A 16,931-nucleotide genomic window follows, 5' to 3' on the forward strand; every position below is an offset into this window, starting at 1 on the left:
AAAATTATTGTGAATCGATCGAGGCAATTTCCTCGGGATACGTCGTCCGCCACAACTCAAAGCCGCCATCCAGGCTGTAGACATCGCTGAAGCCTTGGCTGACCAGATAGGCCGCCGCGCTTTGGCTGGAGTTGCCGTGGTAGCAGGCCACGATCACCGGCGCATCGAGGTCGGCGGCACGGATGAAGTCGGCGATGGAATGGTTATCCAGATGCCGGGCGCCGCTGATGTGGCTCGCAGCATAAGTGGCCGGGTCGCGGATATCGACGACCACCGCGCCTTGTTCGCGCAGCGCCTGGGCTTGTTCGGGAGGGATACGTTTGAATTCGCTCATCACGGGATCCTGGGGCTGAGTGAAAGCGCTGTCTAGCGCTTTGTCGTGGCTTGGTGTTGTTCAAAAAGAAGAGTGTCGCACTGACAGTCCAGGCGCTCACCGGTGTCGATGTTCATAAGGGTCATGGCGCCACCCCAGACACAGCCGGTATCGAGGGCGAACACGCCGGGCTCATTGCATTTTCCTTCAAGGGCTGCCCAATGACCGAAGATGATCCGGGTCTCAGCGGTCTTGCGCTCCTGGTGCTCGAACCAGGGCTTGTAGCCGGGCAGTGCGGTATCGACGCCTTCCTTGCTCTTGAGGTCGAGCTTGCCATCGGCGGTGCAGAAGCGCATGCGGGTAAAGTAGTTAGTGATGACTCGCAGCCGCGCAACGCCGGCCAAGTCGTTATCCCACTTCACCGGTTCGTTGCCGTACATGCCGTCCAGATAGGTTGCGAACAGATTGTCATCGGCCAGGGCCGCTTCGACTTCGGCAGCGCACTTGAGGGCTTTGTTCAGCGTCCATTGTGGCGGAATGCCGGCATGGACCAGCACGGTGTTGCGGCTTTCATCGTAATGCACGAGTTTTTGCCGGCGCAGCCAGTCCAGCAGCTCGGCGCGATCGGGTGCTTCAAGTATTTCGCGCAGCGTATCGCCCTTTTTCAGACGCTCGATGTTTCTGTCGACTGCCAGCAGGTGCAGGTCGTGGTTGCCCAGCACGCACACCAGGGCGTCGCGCATGCCATAGAGAAAACGCAGTGTCTCAAGGGACTTCGGGCCGCGGTTTACCAGGTCACCCACCAGCCAGAGACGGTCTTTCACCGGGTCGAAAGCTACACGGTCCATCAGGCGCTTGAGTGGCTCCAGGCAGCCCTGCAGATCACCGACGGCATACGTCGCCATCAGTGCAAGGCTCCGGGCACGGCCAGGCGGAAGGGGGCGATGATGGCGTCGAAATGTTTGCCATCGTCGGCGAGCATTTGATAGCTGCCTTGCATGTTGCCCACGTGCGATGTCATCACCGTGCCGCTGCTGTAGGTGTGGCTTTTGCCGGGGGCGATGAGCGGTTGCTGGCCGACGACGCCGGCGCCGCGGACTTCTTCCACCTGACCATCACCATCAGTGATGACCCAGTGGCGGGACAGCAGCTTGGCCGCAATCGAGCCGTTGTTCTTCACGGTTACCGTGTAAGCGAAGGCGAAGCGGTTCTGTTCGGGTTGTGATTGTTCCGTCAGGAAGCGGGTGACGACGCTGACGTCGATCTGATAACGAGGATCGGACATGCGAGAGGCCTTAAAAGCAAAAGCGGGGGAACAACTGATGTCGATCAGTCTAGGCCAATTATCAGGCGCTAGACCAGACATGTAGTAATGCACGCCTGCCAGATGAAAAAGTTCTGTCGATGGGGCGCGGTTCAATGTGGGAGCGGGCTTGCTCCCACCTTTTAGATCGCGTCGAGTGACTGTCCTACGCCTTATTCCGCTGCCGGCGCGGGCTGGATCGCGAGTTGATCGGCCAGGCGCACGAAGGCAGCCAAGTCCAGTTGCTCGGGGCGCAGGCTGCCGTCGACGCCCGCGGCCTCGATCTCGGCGTTGCTGAGCAAGGCTTTGAGGGTGTTGCGCAGGGTCTTGCGGCGCTGGTTGAAGGCTTCACGCACCACGCGCTCGAGCAGACGGTGATCCTTGGCCGGGTGCGGCAGGACGGCGTGAGGCACCAGGCGCACGATGGCTGAGTCGACCTTGGGCGGCGGATTGAATGCCCCCGGGCCGACATTGAACAGATGTTCAACCCGGCAATGGTACTGAACCATGATCGACAAACGCCCCCAGTCGCCACCACCAGGACCGGCTGCCAGGCGCTCGACCACTTCCTTTTGCAGCATGAAGTGCATGTCGCGGATGATGCTGGCGTTGTTCAGCAGGTGAAAGATCAGCGGGGTGGAGATGTTGTAAGGCAGGTTGCCGACCACCCGCAGGCTGTTCGGCGCGGCGTTCAGGCTAGTGAAGTCGAACTTCAGCGCGTCGCCCTGGTGCAGGTTGAAGTTGGGTTTGCTGGCGAACTGCTGGTTGAGAATCGGGATCAGGTCCTTGTCCAGCTCAACCACATCCAGTTGGCCGCCGCTGTTGAGCAAGCCTTGGGTCAAGGCGCCCTGGCCAGGGCCGATTTCCAGCAGACGGTCTTCGGGTTTGGCATGGATGGAGCGCAGGATGCGGTCGATCACGCCAGCGTCGTGCAGGAAGTTCTGCCCGAAACGCTTGCGCGCGCGGTGTTGGTAATGCTCGGTCATATACGGGTCTCGGCCATCTGGTAGGCGGTTTCCAGGGCCACGTGCAGGCTGCCGGTGTCGATTTTTCCACTGCCCGCCAGATCCAGGGCGGTGCCATGGTCGACGGAAGTGCGGATGATCGGCAGGCCAAGTGTCACGTTGACTGCGGCGCCGAAGCCTTTGTACTTCAGTACGGGCAGTCCCTGGTCGTGGTACATCGCCAGCACTGCATCACAGTGCTCCAGATATTTAGGGGTAAACAGAGTGTCCGCAGGCAATGGGCCATGCAGGTCCATGCCTTCGTTGCGCAGGCGCTCTAGTGTCGGTTCGATGATGTCGATTTCTTCATGGCCCAAATGACCGCCTTCGCCGGCGTGGGGGTTGAGGCCACAGACCAGGATGCGCGGATGGGCGATGCCGAATTTTTGTTGCAGGTCGGCATGCAGGATGCGCGTTACGCGCTCCAGGCGTTCGGCGGTGATGGCATCGGCGACATCGCGCAGCGGCAGATGCGTGGTCACCAGCGCGACTCGCAGCCCGCGTGTAGCCAGCATCATGACCACTTGTGCGGTGTTCGTCAGCTCGGCAAGAAACTCGGTATGGCCGGAAAAGGCGATGCCCGCTTCGTTGATCACGCCTTTGTGCACAGGCGCGGTGATCATGCCGGCAAAGTCGCCTTGGACACAGCCGAGCCCGGCGCGGGTCAGGGTCTCCAGGACAAAGGCCGCGTTGGCCTTGTCCAGTGTTCCGGCGACGACCTTCGCCTGAAGCGGGGTATCCCACACATACAGGCTACCCGCCGGGGCGGGCAGGTCGGGCCAGTTGCCGGGCGCCACGTCCAGTAGATCGACAGCCACACCCAGCTGCGCGGCCCGCTCGAGGAGCAGGTCGCGGCTGGTAATGGCAATCAGGGGATGTGGCTGAGGTTGCGTGGCGAGCAGCAGGCACAGGTCTGGACCAATGCCGGCCGGCTCGCCGGGTGTTACCGCGAAACGCTGGGGTTTCACTGAGCAGCCTGGTCGGTGTCGATCTGCTCGGCGCCAGGAAGCTTGTTTTCCACGTAGGCTTCGTCACGGATCTGACGCAGCCAGGTTTGCAGCTCTTCGTCGTATTTGCGGTTACGCAGCACGTTCAGCGCCTGTTGTTCGCGGGCCTGACTGGTGTTGTCGGTGGCGCGGCGGCCAAGGACTTCCAGGACATGCCAGCCATATTGAGTCTTGAAAGGTTTGGACAATACGCCTTGCGGGGTCTCGGCCATTACTTGCTGGAACTCGGGTACCAGTGCTTTCGGATCGATCCAGTTCAGGTCGCCGCCGTTGAGGGCGGAACCTGGATCTTCCGAAAAGCTCTTGGCCAGGGTGGCGAAGTCTTCACCGCTTTCGATGCGGTCATAAATCTTCTCGGCCAATTCCTTGGTTTGCGCTTCGGTACGGATTTCGCTGGGTTTGACCAGGATGTGACGAACGTGCACCTCGTCTTTCAGCGAAGTCTCGCCGCCACGGCGCTCCAGCAACTTGAGGATAATGAAACCGCCTGGCGTACGAGCAGGCTGGGTGATGTCCCCAACTTGCATGGCGCTCAGTTCGCGGTCAAACGGCGGGGGCAATTGAGCCGCTTTACGCCAGCCCATGTCGCCGCCTTCCAGTGCGTTGTCGCTGCCGGACTGGGTAATCGCCATTTGTGCGAAGTCGGCACCGGCTTTCAGTCGCTCATAGATCGCCTGGGTTTTTGCCGCGGCTGCGTTGAGTTGCTCGGCGTTGGCGCTGTCTGGCGTCGGGATCAGGATGTTGGCCAGGTGCAGCTCTTCGGAAAGCTGCATTTTGCCCAGGTCCGACGCCAGGAAGTTCTTCACTTCCTGTTCCGATACTTGAACCCGCTCGGCCACCCGGCGCTGGCGTACACGGCTAATGATCATTTCGCGGCGAATCTGGTCGCGGGCGTCCTCATAGGACAGGCCGTCGCGGGCCAGGGCGGCGCGGAACTGATCAATGCTCATGTTGTTGCGCTGGGCAATTGTGCCGATCGCCTGGTTCAGCTCTTCGTCGGTGATACGGATACCGGAGCGTTCGCCGATCTGCAATTGCAGGTTTTCGACGATCAGGCGATCCAGGACTTGCTGGTCCAGCACGCTGGTCGGCGGCACGCCACCGCCACGCTTGGCGATAGTCTGCTGAACCTCCTTGACCCGGTGGTCCAGTTGGCTCTGCATGATCACGTCGTTGTCGACGATGGCCACGACCTTGTCCAGCGGTTGAACGGCAGCCTGTGCCGTTGCAGTACCCAGGAACAGCGCGCCCAGCATCAGCGGGCGCAGACAATCAGAAAGCTTGATCTTCACGTTTACGATAACCTTGGATGCCTTTGTCGAGGAAGCTCTCTACCTTGGCGCCGGTCAGGCCACCAAGTCCCTTCAGGACAATTTGGAAGAAGAGCCCATGGTCGCCTTTTTCGTTCAGCGGGGCGAGCTGGGTGTATTCGTCGTTGGAAACCCAATAACGGTTGATCACACGCAGTTTCCAGCAGCAGTTGTCATACTCGAAACCACCGAAGGCTTCCAGCGTGCGGTTGCGGGCGTAGTCGTACTGCCAGCGGGTGATCAGGTTCCACTGCGGAATGATCGGCCACATCATCGAGAAGTCGTGTTGCTGGATTTTGTAGTAATCCTCCACGTAGTTCGCTTGGCCGGGACGTCCGTAGTCACCGCCAAACTGCCATTCACCCGTCAGCTGGTTGTAGACCACCTGGTCGTTGCGATAGCGATAACCGATGTTGACGATCTTGTTCGGGTTGTCTTCCGGCTGGTAGTGGAACATTGCACTGCCCGAACGCGGGCTGTGGCTGTCGGTGTCCCAGTTGTAGTCGGCAGTGGCGCGCCAGTCGCGGTTGAAGCGGAACTCGTAGTCCAGGGCGATTGGCGAGACATTCGATTGGGAGTCGGCGCGGTCGGCGGCAAGGACGCCTGGCAGCTGGACTTCACGATCCTTGAAATACACGGCCTGGCCGATAGCTACGCGCTGACGTTCAAAGCCGTTCTCTTCAATCCAGCGACTGGTCAGGCCAAACGACAGCTTGTTCTCGTCGCCGATCCGATCGCCGCCCGAGAAGCGGTTGTCACGGAACAGCGAGGCGTAGCTGAAGGTCGATTCACTGGTGTCGAACACCGGAATGTCGGTCTGATCTTTCTCGGGTACATAAAGATAGAACAGACGCGGTTCCAGGGTCTGACTGTAGTTCTTGCCGAACCATTGAGTGGAGCGATCGAAGTAAAGACCGCTGTCGATACTGGCAATCGGAACGGAGCGATCCGGGGAACTTTTGAACTCGTCGCCAGCTGCAACAAGAGCATCCTTGCCTTTGTTATCCAGGTCGAGGTCGTACTTCGTATAGACGTACTTGAGCTTCGGCGTGATATAGCCGTAGGACGCATTCATCGGCAGCGAAATGCTTGGCGCGAAGTTCAGTCGAGTACCGTTGGCGCGTTTCAAGCCTCGAACGTTTTCATCCAGGCGAAGTTCGCCTACAGTGCCGTCATCGTTGAACGGCCCACCATCTTCGTTGGTTACATTGCCGGTCCTGAGGTTCCGATCAAATCGGACCGCTTCGGTTTCATAGGCAAAATTCAGTCCACCCGGATGATAAGGCAGTGCACCGTTGAAGGTGAGTTGAGGCAGCCGATTATACGGGGTTATCTGGGAAATCGTTGCCAGCTCGTAAGCTTGCAGATTCAGGCGAGCCGTGTAGCCATCACCGCGATAACTGACAGCACCTTGCTGGTTGACGACGTCCTGAGTTTCAATGCCAATCTGATTGGACTTCAGATCCTGAAAATAGAATGGGTCGCTGATGTCGGTGTAATCGACTTCAGTCAATACCCGCGAATCCAAACCACCCTTGTGCTGCCAGTTCACCATGTACCGAGTTTTTTCGTAATCGGTCTGTTTTTTGCGCTCGTCGTTGTCGTCATTCAGATACGCGCCGCCGAACTGACCTTCGCTGGACTTGGTGAGGTAGCGGAATTCGCCTTCCATCAACAGGCCGCGCTTGGTCATGTATTGCGGGTACAACGTGGCGTCGTAGTTTGGCGCCAGGTTGAAGTAGTACGGGGTCGTCAAGGTAAACCCGGTTTCGCTGCCGGTACTGAAGCTTGGCGGCAGGAAGCCGGACTGACGACGGTCGTCGATCGGGAAATAGATATACGGGGTGTACAGGATCGGAATGTTCTTGACCCGCAACGTCGCGTTGGTGGCGGTACCGAAACCGGTCGCCGGGTTCAACGTGATGTTGTTGCCCCGCAGCTGCCAGGCATTGCTGTCTGGCTCGCAGGTGGTGTACGTACCGTCCTTGAGACGGATGATCGCGTTTTCGGCACGCTTGGCGTACAGCGCGTTTCCGCGGATGCGCGATTTGTGCATGACGTATTCGGCGTTGTCGATCTGCGCCGCACCGGTGTCCAGTTGGACCTCGGCGCGATCGCCGACGATCAGCGCACCGTTGTCGCGCAGACGGACTTTGCCGTTCAGCTCGCCACGGTTCTCGGCCTGGTACAGGTTGGCCTCGTCGGCCTCAATCTGCATGCTGCCTTGACGCATGACCACGTCGCCGGCGAGGGAAGCGATCTGCTGCTCCTGCTCGTAACGGGACGCCTTGGCACCGATGAAGGTTGGGGCGTCGCTCTTGTCCGTCTTGTCGTTCATGCCGGGGCGGATCGGCTCGATGTACGCACCGGCGCAATAAGGACCGGTTTCGGCCAGTTGCGCAGCGGTGAGTTTCTCGCGCGGAACCCAGTCCAGGTGGCTGTAGTCGGCGCTGCGCGAACGCAGGCCACGGCCCTTGGATTCAGTGACCAGCAGGGTCTTGGGTTCGGCCTCGGCACTGGCAGCCTCGCCTTGCGGCGTGCTGTTGGCCGAGCTGACGGCGCTGCCGTCATGCACCGGGCGCGGTGGTAGTGGGGCGGCGCTGGTTTTCGGTGCACAATCCCAGGCACCCGAAGCAGAGACTGAGCAGTCATACTGTTCCGCGGCGACCACGAATGAGGTGGCGAAGGGTTGCATGGCCAGCAGACTGCCGGTTACCAGCAACGGAAATTTTCTACGAAACGCGGGGGATTTCAATGCCATCTTATTAGTCCGGGCTTCCTGCGTGCCATCTGCCCGCGGTGTGGGCCGCACGCCTCTCGATGGTCTGAAAAAGATGCGTGATAATAAAGCATGACCCGCTTGACGGCTAGCGCCGTCGGAGACCCTTGTAATGCCCGACCAAGATCTACGTTTGCAATACCTGAAAGTCTGGCTCGATGAGCAGTTGCCGATCCTTTTCAATGCCCAGGGCTGGGGTGCCGTACCCCCGGCCACGTTGACCGCGGCCAGCAGCGACGCGAGTTTCAGGCGTTACTTCCGCTGGGAGGGCGGTGGCCGCAGCCTGGTGGTGATGGACGCGCCTCCCCCCCAGGAAAACTGCAAGCCTTTCGTCGAAATTGCGCAAATGCTGGCGAAATCAGGAATTAATGTTCCACAAATTTATGCAGAAGATTTGCCGCGAGGCTTCCTTTTGCTCAATGACCTGGGCAAAAAAACCTACCTGGACGTGATTGACGACGCAAATGCCGATCAATTATTTGCCGATGCCATCGACGCCTTGCTGGCATTCCAGCAATTGCCGATGGACGCGCCACTGCCCAGCTATGACGTGGCTTTGTTGCGCCGGGAACTCGAACTGTTCCCCGAATGGTATGTACGCCGGCACCTGGGCATTGAGTTCGACGCGCAGCAGCTGGCGCTATGGCAGCGTGCCAGCGACCTGCTGATCGACAGCGCGCTGGCCCAGCCCAAGGTGCTGGTGCACCGTGACTATATGCCGCGCAACCTGATGATCAGCGAACCGAACCCGGGCGTGCTGGATTTCCAGGACGCGGTCTACGGACCGGTGACCTACGACATTACCTGCCTGTTCAAGGATGCGTTTCTCAGTTGGCCTCAGGCCCGCGTGCGCGAATGGCAGCACGGCTATTGGGTGCGTGCTGGCCAACTGGGGATTCCCGTGCAGGCGGATTTTGAAGCGTTTCTGCGCGCCAGTGACCTGATGGGCGTGCAGCGTCACCTCAAGGTGATCGGTATCTTCGCGCGTATCTGCCACCGTGACGGCAAGCCGCGCTACTTGGCGGATGTACCACGCTTCTTCGCTTATATAGAGGCGGTGCTCGCGGAGCGTGCGGAACTGGACGACTTGGCTGAGTTGCTGGCGAGTCTGCGTCAGCCGGCGGAGGTGGGTGTATGAAGGCCATGATCCTGGCCGCCGGCAAGGGTGAGCGGATGCGTCCGCTGACCTTGCACACTCCGAAACCGCTGGTTCAGGCGGGAGGCAAGCGTCTGATCGAGTATCACCTGGAGGCGCTGGCCAAGGCCGGTTTTAGCGATATCGTCATCAATCATGCCTGGCTCGGCCAGCAGATTGAACGCTATCTCGGCGACGGTGCGCAGTTTGGCCTGCGGATCCGCTACTCCCCCGAGGGCGAACCGTTGGAAACCGGTGGCGGGATCTTCAAGGCCTTGGCGCTGCTGGGCGATGAGCCGTTTCTGGTGGTCAATGGCGACATCTGGACCGATTACGACTTCGCCCCCTTGAAACGCCCGTTGCAAGGCCTCGCTCACCTGGTGATGGTCGACAATCCGGCTCATCACCCCTCCGGCGGCGACTTCTACATTCAGGGCGGTGTGGTTCATGATGCCGTGGCCGGTGCCGATAACCTGACCTTCAGTGGCATTTCAGTGCTGCACCCCAAGCTGTTCGAGGGCTGCAGTGCCGGTGCCTTCAAGCTCGCGCCGTTGTTGCGTGCGGCGATGAGCAAAGGTCAAGTGACGGGAGAACACATGGACGGACGCTGGATCGATGTCGGTACGCTAGAGCGGCTGGCGCAAGTCGAAACCCTGCTGACCGCGGAGCAGTAAGATGCTCTGGCCAGGGACTCTGATTGGAGCCGGGGCGGGCTTTGCCATCGCCAGTATCCCCGGGGCCATGCTCGGTGCACTGCTGGGCCAGGCGCTGGATCGGCGCTTGCAACTGCACAGTTGGGCACAGTTGCGCGAGCGCTTGGGCGGCCGTCCGGCGCTGCGCAACGACGAATTGTTGTTTGTCTTATTGGGCCGCCTGGCCAAGAGCAATGGGCGGATAGTGGATGGGCATATCCAGCAGGCGCGGGTGGAAATGAGCGCTCTGGAGATGTCCGAAGCGGCTCGGCGGCGGGCGATTGCCGCGTTCAATCGCGGCAAGACGGGATCGGACCAGGTGCGTGGCTACCTGCGGCTGCTCAAGGTTCAACCCTATGCGGCGGAAGGCGTGTTGCGCGCTTGCTGGCGTATGGTCTGGGCCGATGGCAAGGCCAGCAGCGCCGAACGCGAATTGATTCTGCTGTGGGGCAAGTGGTTGGGCTGGACACCGCAACAAGTCCAGGCACTCGCTCATGACTACCAGCCTGAACGCAAACCGCTGGCCAACCGCGGCGGGAGTTATCAGGAGGCGCTGCGGATCCTCGGCGTGACGGCCACCACGGAGTCGGCGGTCATCAAGCGGGCGTATCGGCGGCTGCTCAGCCGCCACCACCCGGACAAGATTGCCGGCAGTGGCGCGACCCCCGCGCAAGTGCGCGAGGCGACGGAGAGAACCCGCGAGCTGCATAGCGCGTATGCGCTGATTCGGCAGCAACGGGATTTGCGCTAGGGATGATCAGCTCCCGCTGTCTTGGGGGCTCAACCAGCCACGCACACGTCGATAGAGCTGTTCCTGCCCGGCGGGGCTGTTGTCGGGAAACGCATTTAAGGACACCTGTTGATAGGTGTCATTTTTCAAGCGTTTGCTGGCCTGGGCCCGCTCCCGGGCATTTTTGCGCGCCAGGGCATGGTCCTGGTAGAAAAAGTCAGCCGTGGGCAGTTTTAGGGCGGGTGCCAGCTGTTGCAAGTCCGGCATGCGTCCCGCCGGCGTCCGGGCCGCAACCATGATGAATTTCTGCACCTGGCTCGGTTGTTTTTCGCTCAGGTAGCGGGCTGCCCACCAGGCACCTGTACCGTGCCCAAGCAGCACCACACTGCGGGCATTTTGGGTCTGGGCGTAAGCAACGGCGGCATCGATGCGGGCGAAGATTCGCGTGGCGTCGGTCTTGTCTTGCTCATCGGCGCCGGCCACCACCGCCGGGTCGGTGCCTTCGGCTTCGGCACTGGCGGCTTGCTCTATGGGTTTGGGCGCGGCGTTATCGGCGTCTTTGGCGCTGGTATCCACCGCGGCGTCGGGTGCTTCGATCACTCGTGGGGGCAGCGTGTCCAGGCTTCGGTCCGGCAGCGTCAGGCTCAGGCTGCTCCAGGCGGCGTCCGGCAATTTTTGCCGCAACGGCCCGATTGCTTGAGGCCAGTCCGCCGTTTCCCCGGCTCCCGGGACGATGATCACCACACCTTCTGCTTCGGCGCTATTGGCCGGTTTCCAGAGTGCCAGGAAAGAATCATCCCCCGCCTGCAGTTGTTGCTGCTCCTGCTGCGGAAGTTGCCGCTCGAGCGCGCGGGCTTCTTCCTGGCTGCGTTCGGGCAGCGGCTGGCGTTCCAGCGGTTTTTCCGCGGCAACCGGTGCTGTGTCGGCGGCCTGGACATAAAAGGTGCTGGTAAAGAGTAACGACAGGCACAATGCTGGCAGTGTCGAACGGTGAAGAAACGGCATCGTGGATTCCCGGCCAGAAGTGATTCCGGCAGCCTAATGGGTTGGTCAGTATTTGTCAGTGATGTGAGATGTGAATCATGAATTTTCGCTGTCTGCTGATTATTGGCTGGCTGTGCTTTCCCTTGATGGTGGGGGGCGCGGCTGCATCTGTCGTGCCAGCGGCCGTGCTCAGCCCGCAACAGCGCGAGTGGTTGGCCGAACACCCGCAATTGCGGATCGGCCTGGTGTTGCAGGCGCCCTATGCGCAGTACGACAGACGCTTGCAGCATTTGTCCGGGGCGAATGTGGAATTGATGCAGTCGCTGGCCAAAGCGTTGAATATTGAGCTGAGCTGGCGCCACTTCGCTAATCAGGAACAGTTGGAAACCGCCGTGCGCAACGATGAGGTGGATGTGGCTCCCGGGCTGCTGCAAACCCCGGACGGCCTGCACCTGTGGCGGTTTTCCGACCCGTATATGCGGATTCCCCAGCTGATTGTCGGGGTCCGCGACGGCAGTGGAACGGTGGATCTGGAAAACCTCGACGGACGGTCCCGAGTCGCCGTGCGTATGCCCAGCGCCGTGGCCGATTACCTGCGCGGCAATTACTCGGCCCTGAACCTGCAAGGCGTTCCGAGGGAGCGCGAGGCGTTGCAGTTATTGTTGAGCCAGCAAGCGCGCTACGCGGTGATTGATGAGGCGCAGTTGAGCCGGTTGTCCGTCGAGCCCGAGTTCGATGGATTGGCGGTGGTCGGTGATATCGGCTTGCCCCAACTGCTGCGAGTGGCCAGCCGCCGCGACTGGCCGCAATTGGCCGACATCATGCAGAGTGCCCTGCAGGCAATCCCGGCGCGTGAGCTGGATCAGTTGCATGCGCGCTGGTTGCAGCCCAAATACCCGCGTCTGCCCCAATCTCCCAGGTTCTGGCAACACCTGAGTCTGTTGTTGGGCCTTCTGTTGCTCAGCAGCGTGGTGTTTGTCGCGTGGCAGCGCCGCCATCAACGTGCCCTGGAGCAGGAACTGCTGGCCACGCGGGAAGAAAGCGCGGCCCGTGCTGCCGGCGCTGAAGCGTTGCGCCTGACGCAGTTTTCGATTGATCAAAGCACCGTCGGAATCCTCTGGGTCAATTGGGACAGTCACGTGCGCTATGCCAACGTAGCCGCTGAAAACATGCTCGGTTATGCCCCCGGTGCACTGATCGAACGGCCGCTGGTCGAGTTCGAACCCACCCTGAGCATGGACCGCTGGCTGAACCTGTGGAAGCGCGCCCGCGCCAGTGAAGACGGGCCGCAAAGCTACGCCACGCAATGCCTGCGGGCAGACGGCAGCCTATTGCCCACGGACGTCTCACTGAGCTTCCTGCGTTTTGCCGGGGGTGAATACCTGGTGGTTTATCTCAATGACGTCACCGAGCGGCGCCGGGCATTGGCCGCGCTGCAGGAAAGTGAGGCGCGCCTGCAAGGGATCGCGGCCAATGTCCCGGGGCTGGTATTCCGGCTGGAGCGCGCGTCTTCAAGCGCCGCGATCGAGTTTGCCTATATCAGCGAAGGCAGCGAGCGTCTGGTGGGCTATTCCCCGACGGTGCTCAGGCATCATGACGTGGGCCTGCGCAGCCTCGTACATCCCGACGACCGCGCCAGTTATCACCGCACCCAGGACCAGGCGATCGACACGGAGAGCAACTGGTCGTGGCAAGGGCGCATCCTGACGCGTCACGGTGAGCAGCGTTGGGCGGATATCAAGGCCGTCACCCGCCGTCAGGAGGATGGCTCAGTGGTGTGGGATGGGATTGTCTGGGACATCAGCGAAAGCAAGCGTATCGAATTGGAGCTGGACGCCTCTCGTGCGCAATTGCGCGAGCTGTCAGCACACCTGGAGAGCGTGCGGGAAGAAGAGAAGGCGCGCATTGCGCGTGAGGTGCATGACGAATTGGGGCAGATGCTCACCGTGCTCAAGCTGGAAACCTCAATGTGTGAGTTGGCGTATGCACAACTTGACCCTGGCCTGCACGAACGCTTGAACAGTATGAAGCGCCTGATCGCCCAACTGTTCCAGTTGGTCCGTGATGTGGCCACCGCATTGCGCCCGCCGATTCTCGACGCCGGGATTGCCTCGGCCATTGAGTGGCAGGCACGACGGTTTGAGGCGCGCACGCAGATCCCCTGCCTGGTTCAAGTGCCGGATAACCTGCCCGCGCTCAGCGATGCCAAGGCCATCGGGTTGTTTCGCATCCTGCAAGAAGCGCTGACCAATGTCATGCGGCATGCCCAGGCGCATACTGTCGAGCTGACCCTGGTGGTGGAAGGCGCTGACCTGCGGCTGACCATCAGCGATGACGGCGTCGGTTTTGTTGCCGCGCCAGGTCGTCCGGTGTCGTTTGGTCTGGTGGGGATGCGCGAGCGGGTGCTGATCATGGGCGGACAGTTGACCCTCGACAGTGAACCGGGGGAGGGCACTATCCTGAGTGTGACGGTGCCGTTGGATGCATCACTATAAAAAGAGGAAAACCCCGTGATTCGTGTACTGGTAGCTGAAGACCACACCATCGTTCGTGAAGGCATCAAGCAGTTGATCGGCCTGGCCAGAGACCTGTTGGTGGTCGGGGAGGCGAGCAACGGCGAACAGTTGCTGGAAACCTTGCGGCATGTGCCATGCGAGGTGGTGTTGCTGGATATCTCGATGCCGGGTGTCAACGGGCTGGAAGCGATTGCGCGGATTCGCGCGCTGAACAATCCGCCGGCGATCCTGGTGCTGTCCATGCACGATGAAGCGCAAATGGCCGCCCGCGCGCTGAAGGTCGGCGCGGCCGGTTATGCCACCAAGGACAGCGATCCCGCACTGTTGTTGACGGCTATCCGCAAAGTGGCGGCGGGTGGGCGCTATATCGACCCGGACCTGGCCGACCGGATGGTCTTTGAAGTCGGTCTCACCGATGCGCGGCCCCTGCATTCACTGTTGTCGGAGCGCGAGTTCTCGGTATTCGAGCGGCTGGCACAGGGCGCCAATGTCAATGAGATTGCTCAGCAACTGGCGCTGAGCAGCAAGACCATCAGTACCCACAAGGCACGGCTGATGCAGAAACTCAATATCACCTCGCTGGCGGAACTGGTGAAGTACGCGATGGAGCACAAACTGCTGTAGGACCGTATCTGTTTGCGACATCCCCCGAATACCGCCGGACCCATTCTTGCAGCTTGTTGCTTGAAACTTGCCACTGCACTGTCCCATGCCCGCCATCCGTGTAGGGCGATCCCTACCCAAAACCTTCCAACAGGCTGATGTGAATCTCTCCTGCACCCCGATTTCCGGGGGCTTGCCCCTGGACTACGCTGGCTTTACAGCAGTCCAAAACAAAAAGGTGCAGGTATGAACGAGGTGGATTCAAATGATGTGCTGGTCAGCTTTCGTGGTGTGCAGAAGAGCTACGACGGCGAGAACCTGATCGTCAAAGACCTCAACCTGGAGATTCGCAAAGGCGAATTCCTGACCCTGCTGGGCCCTTCCGGTTCGGGCAAGACCACTAGCCTGATGATGCTCGCCGGCTTCGAAACACCGACCGCCGGCGAGATCCAACTGTCCGGGCGCTCCATCAATAACGTGCCACCGCACAAGCGTGACATCGGCATGGTGTTCCAGAACTATGCGTTGTTCCCTCATATGACGGTGGCTGAAAACCTGGCCTTTCCGCTGTCGGTACGGGGTCTGAGCAAGACCGATATCAGCGAGCGCGTCAAACGTGTACTGAATATGGTCCAGCTCGACGCTTTTGCCCAACGCTATCCGGCGCAACTCTCGGGTGGCCAGCAACAGCGGGTGGCGCTGGCCCGGGCGTTGGTATTCGAGCCGCAGCTGGTGCTGATGGACGAACCGCTTGGCGCCCTCGACAAGCAACTGCGTGAACACATGCAGATGGAGATCAAGCACCTGCACCAGCGCCTGGGACTGACTGTGGTCTACGTGACCCACGATCAGGGTGAAGCGCTGACCATGTCTGATCGTGTCGCGGTGTTCCATCAAGGCGAGATCCAGCAGATCGCTGCGCCGCGCACCTTGTATGAAGAACCGAAAAACACCTTCGTTGCCAACTTCATCGGTGAGAACAACCGTCTCAACGGCCGCTTGCACAGCCACACCGGTGAGCGTTGCGTGGTCGAGTTGGCGCGGGGCGAGAAGGTCGAGGCGCTGGCGGTGAATGTCGGCCAGGTCGGCGGCCCGGTCACCCTGTCGGTGCGCCCGGAACGGGTCAGTCTCAATGGTACCAGCGAGCACTGCGTCAACCGCTTCTCCGGGCGGGTGGCGGAGTTTATCTACTTGGGCGACCACGTGCGGGTGCGCCTGGAAGTCTGCGGTAAAGGCGACTTTTTTGTGAAACAACCGATCGCCGAGCTGGACGCGACGTTGACGGTTGGCGATGTGGTACCGATTGGCTGGCAAGTCGAGCACGTTCGCGCACTCGACCCACTTTTAGAGGCGAGTTGATCGCCCCCTTGGCTTCATCCAACCCTGCACGTGGAGAGAATAAGAAATGTTGAAATCCCTCAAATTGACTGCTTTGGCCATCGGCCTGGCGGGTGCTTCACAGGTCATGGCGGCTCAGGACCTGACGGTGGTGTCGTTCGGCGGTGCGAACAAGGCAGCCCAGGTCAAGGCCTTCTATACGCCGTGGGAAAGCGCGGGCAACGGCAAGATCATCGCCGGGGAATACAACGGTGAGATGGCCAAGGTCAAAGCCATGGTCGACACCAAGAGCGTGTCCTGGGATTTGGTGGAGGTCGAATCGCCGGAGCTGTCCCGTGGTTGTGACGAAGGCCTGTTCGAAGAGCTGGACCCCGCGTTGTTCGGCAAGGCCGAGGATTACGTGAAGGGCGCAATCCAGCCCTGCGGCGTAGGCTTCTTCGTGTGGTCGACCGTCATGGCCTACAACGCTGACAAGCTGAAGACCGCGCCGACCAGTTGGGCGGATTTCTGGGATACCAAGAAATTCCCCGGCAAGCGCGGCTTGCGCAAAGGCGCCAAGTACACCCTGGAATTTGCCTTGATGGCAGACGGCGTGGCGCCCAAGGACGTTTACAAGGTCTTGGCTGGCAAAGACGGTCAGGATCGTGCCTTCAAGAAACTCGACGAACTCAAGCCGTCCATTCAATGGTGGGAAGCCGGCGCCCAGCCGCCGCAATACCTGGCCTCGGGCGACGTGGTCATGAGTTCGGCCTATAACGGCCGGATCGCTGCCGTGCAAAACGAAAGCAACCTGAAAGTGGTGTGGAACGGCGGCATCTATGACTTTGATGCCTGGGCTATTCCAATGGGCCTGGACAAGGACCGTGCAGAAGCCGCGAAGAAATTCATCGCCTTCTCGGTGGCGCCACAGCAGCAGAAGACGTATTCGGAAAACATCGCCTACGGCCCGGCCAACACTCAGGCGGTGCCGTTGCTGGCCAAGGAGGTGTTGAAGGACATGCCGACCACGCCGGAAAACATCGCCAACCAGGTGCAGATCGACGTCAGTTTCTGGGCGGACAACGGTGAGCAACTGGAACAGCGCTTCAATTCCTGGGCCGCCAAGTAATACGCCTCACCGTTTACCCTGTAGGAGCGAGCTTGCTCGCGAAGGTCGTCAACGAGAACGCAGCGTGTCTGGATGAGCGCGGCGCTCTCGGGTTCTTCGCGAGCAAGCT

At 60.5% G+C, this 16,931-nt stretch carries 15 protein-coding genes; 7 read left to right on the forward strand and 8 right to left on the reverse strand.

The features are described 5' to 3' along the window. Window positions 1–4: 4 nt before the first annotated feature. The 7 genes from glpE to BLU75_RS25665 form a co-directional block, all read right to left on the reverse strand. Window positions 5–334 carry a thiosulfate sulfurtransferase GlpE gene (gene glpE / locus BLU75_RS25635; protein ID WP_084379542.1) on the reverse strand — a complete coding sequence of 110 codons (330 nt, stop codon included), beginning with the start codon at window positions 332–334 and terminating at the stop codon, window positions 5–7. Between the two features lie 32 nt (window positions 335–366). After that, complete coding sequence (locus tag BLU75_RS25640) at window positions 367–1,218, reverse strand: symmetrical bis(5'-nucleosyl)-tetraphosphatase (protein ID WP_084379541.1); 852 nt, start codon at window positions 1,216–1,218, stop codon at window positions 367–369. Continuing rightward, window positions 1,218–1,598 (reverse strand): Co2+/Mg2+ efflux protein ApaG, encoded by a 381-nt coding sequence (apaG, locus tag BLU75_RS25645; protein ID WP_084379540.1) that lies wholly within the window; start codon window positions 1,596–1,598, stop codon window positions 1,218–1,220. Before apaG ends, BLU75_RS25640 begins: the two co-directional genes overlap by 1 nt. Window positions 1,599–1,789: 191 nt before the next feature. Continuing rightward, complete coding sequence (gene rsmA / locus BLU75_RS25650) at window positions 1,790–2,602, reverse strand: 16S rRNA (adenine(1518)-N(6)/adenine(1519)-N(6))-dimethyltransferase RsmA (RefSeq protein ID WP_084379539.1); 813 nt, start codon at window positions 2,600–2,602, stop codon at window positions 1,790–1,792. Beyond that, on the reverse strand, window positions 2,599–3,588 hold the full coding sequence (pdxA, locus tag BLU75_RS25655; RefSeq protein ID WP_084379538.1) for a 4-hydroxythreonine-4-phosphate dehydrogenase PdxA: 990 nt from the start codon (window positions 3,586–3,588) through the stop codon (window positions 2,599–2,601). The genes rsmA and pdxA overlap by 4 nt, the downstream gene beginning before the upstream one ends. Continuing rightward, window positions 3,585–4,919 carry a peptidylprolyl isomerase gene (locus tag BLU75_RS25660; protein WP_231982593.1) on the reverse strand — a complete coding sequence of 445 codons (1,335 nt, stop codon included), beginning with the start codon at window positions 4,917–4,919 and terminating at the stop codon, window positions 3,585–3,587. Before BLU75_RS25660 ends, pdxA begins: the two co-directional genes overlap by 4 nt. Then, complete coding sequence (locus BLU75_RS25665; RefSeq protein ID WP_090221590.1) at window positions 4,900–7,698, reverse strand: LPS-assembly protein LptD; 2,799 nt, start codon at window positions 7,696–7,698, stop codon at window positions 4,900–4,902. Before BLU75_RS25665 ends, BLU75_RS25660 begins: the two co-directional genes overlap by 20 nt. Window positions 7,699–7,828: 130 nt before the next feature. Between BLU75_RS25665 and BLU75_RS25670 the strand changes: the two genes are divergently transcribed. Genes BLU75_RS25670 through BLU75_RS25680 form a run of 3 tightly spaced genes read left to right on the forward strand, consistent with a single transcriptional unit; the run spans window position 7,829 to window position 10,294 of the window. Further along, the gene (locus tag BLU75_RS25670; protein WP_084379536.1) at window positions 7,829–8,854 is read left to right on the forward strand and encodes an aminoglycoside phosphotransferase family protein; all 1,026 of its coding nucleotides are present in this window, start codon (window positions 7,829–7,831) and stop codon (window positions 8,852–8,854) included. Beyond that, window positions 8,851–9,525 carry an N-acetylmuramate alpha-1-phosphate uridylyltransferase MurU gene (gene murU, locus BLU75_RS25675; protein WP_084379535.1) on the forward strand — a complete coding sequence of 225 codons (675 nt, stop codon included), beginning with the start codon at window positions 8,851–8,853 and terminating at the stop codon, window positions 9,523–9,525. Before BLU75_RS25670 ends, murU begins: the two co-directional genes overlap by 4 nt. 1 nt (window position 9,526) lies before the next feature. Then, window positions 9,527–10,294, forward strand: a complete 768-nt coding sequence (locus BLU75_RS25680) for a DnaJ domain-containing protein (RefSeq protein ID WP_084379534.1) — start codon at window positions 9,527–9,529, stop codon at window positions 10,292–10,294. 6 nt (window positions 10,295–10,300) lie between these two features. Here BLU75_RS25680 and BLU75_RS25685 read toward each other — a convergent pair whose 3' ends face one another. Beyond that, entirely contained in the window at window positions 10,301–11,278 is a 978-nt protein-coding gene (locus tag BLU75_RS25685) for an alpha/beta hydrolase family protein (protein ID WP_084379533.1), read from the reverse strand. A gap of 77 nt (window positions 11,279–11,355) precedes the next feature. Between BLU75_RS25685 and BLU75_RS25690 the strand changes: the two genes are divergently transcribed. The 4 genes from BLU75_RS25690 (at window position 11,356) to BLU75_RS25705 (ending at window position 16,822) form a co-directional block, all read left to right on the forward strand. After that, window positions 11,356–13,752: a PAS domain-containing sensor histidine kinase gene (locus BLU75_RS25690; RefSeq protein WP_090221591.1), complete on the forward strand. Its 2,397-nt coding sequence runs from the start codon at window positions 11,356–11,358 to the stop codon at window positions 13,750–13,752. Window positions 13,753–13,767: 15 nt separating this feature from the next. After that, a complete protein-coding gene (locus BLU75_RS25695; RefSeq protein WP_084379531.1) occupies window positions 13,768–14,397 on the forward strand; it encodes a response regulator in 630 nt (209 codons plus the stop codon). A 225-nt stretch (window positions 14,398–14,622) separates the two neighbouring features. Further along, on the forward strand, window positions 14,623–15,735 hold the full coding sequence (locus BLU75_RS25700; RefSeq protein ID WP_084379530.1) for an ABC transporter ATP-binding protein: 1,113 nt from the start codon (window positions 14,623–14,625) through the stop codon (window positions 15,733–15,735). Between the two features lie 46 nt (window positions 15,736–15,781). Beyond that, window positions 15,782–16,822, forward strand: a complete 1,041-nt coding sequence (locus BLU75_RS25705; protein WP_084379529.1) for an ABC transporter substrate-binding protein — start codon at window positions 15,782–15,784, stop codon at window positions 16,820–16,822. Window positions 16,823–16,931: the final 109 nt, after the last annotated feature.

It is taken from the genome of Pseudomonas mucidolens, from assembly GCF_900106045.1.
Lineage (GTDB): Bacteria > Pseudomonadota > Gammaproteobacteria > Pseudomonadales > Pseudomonadaceae > Aquipseudomonas > Aquipseudomonas mucidolens.

Coding starts and splice junctions, on each gene's coding strand:
- apaG (WP_084379540.1), bottom strand. CDS start 1,598: ATGTCCGATCCTCGTTATCAGATCGACGTCAGCGTCGTCACCCGCTTC.
- BLU75_RS25690 (WP_090221591.1), top strand. CDS start 11,356: ATGAATTTTCGCTGTCTGCTGATTATTGGCTGGCTGTGCTTTCCCTTG.
- BLU75_RS25665 (WP_090221590.1), bottom strand. CDS start 7,698: ATGGCATTGAAATCCCCCGCGTTTCGTAGAAAATTTCCGTTGCTGGTA.
- murU (WP_084379535.1), top strand. CDS start 8,851: ATGAAGGCCATGATCCTGGCCGCCGGCAAGGGTGAGCGGATGCGTCCG.
- BLU75_RS25680 (WP_084379534.1), top strand. CDS start 9,527: ATGCTCTGGCCAGGGACTCTGATTGGAGCCGGGGCGGGCTTTGCCATC.
- BLU75_RS25700 (WP_084379530.1), top strand. CDS start 14,623: ATGAACGAGGTGGATTCAAATGATGTGCTGGTCAGCTTTCGTGGTGTG.
- BLU75_RS25670 (WP_084379536.1), top strand. CDS start 7,829: ATGCCCGACCAAGATCTACGTTTGCAATACCTGAAAGTCTGGCTCGAT.
- BLU75_RS25685 (WP_084379533.1), bottom strand. CDS start 11,278: ATGCCGTTTCTTCACCGTTCGACACTGCCAGCATTGTGCCTGTCGTTA.
- BLU75_RS25640 (WP_084379541.1), bottom strand. CDS start 1,218: ATGGCGACGTATGCCGTCGGTGATCTGCAGGGCTGCCTGGAGCCACTC.
- BLU75_RS25705 (WP_084379529.1), top strand. CDS start 15,782: ATGTTGAAATCCCTCAAATTGACTGCTTTGGCCATCGGCCTGGCGGGT.
- rsmA (WP_084379539.1), bottom strand. CDS start 2,602: ATGACCGAGCATTACCAACACCGCGCGCGCAAGCGTTTCGGGCAGAAC.
- glpE (WP_084379542.1), bottom strand. CDS start 334: ATGAGCGAATTCAAACGTATCCCTCCCGAACAAGCCCAGGCGCTGCGC.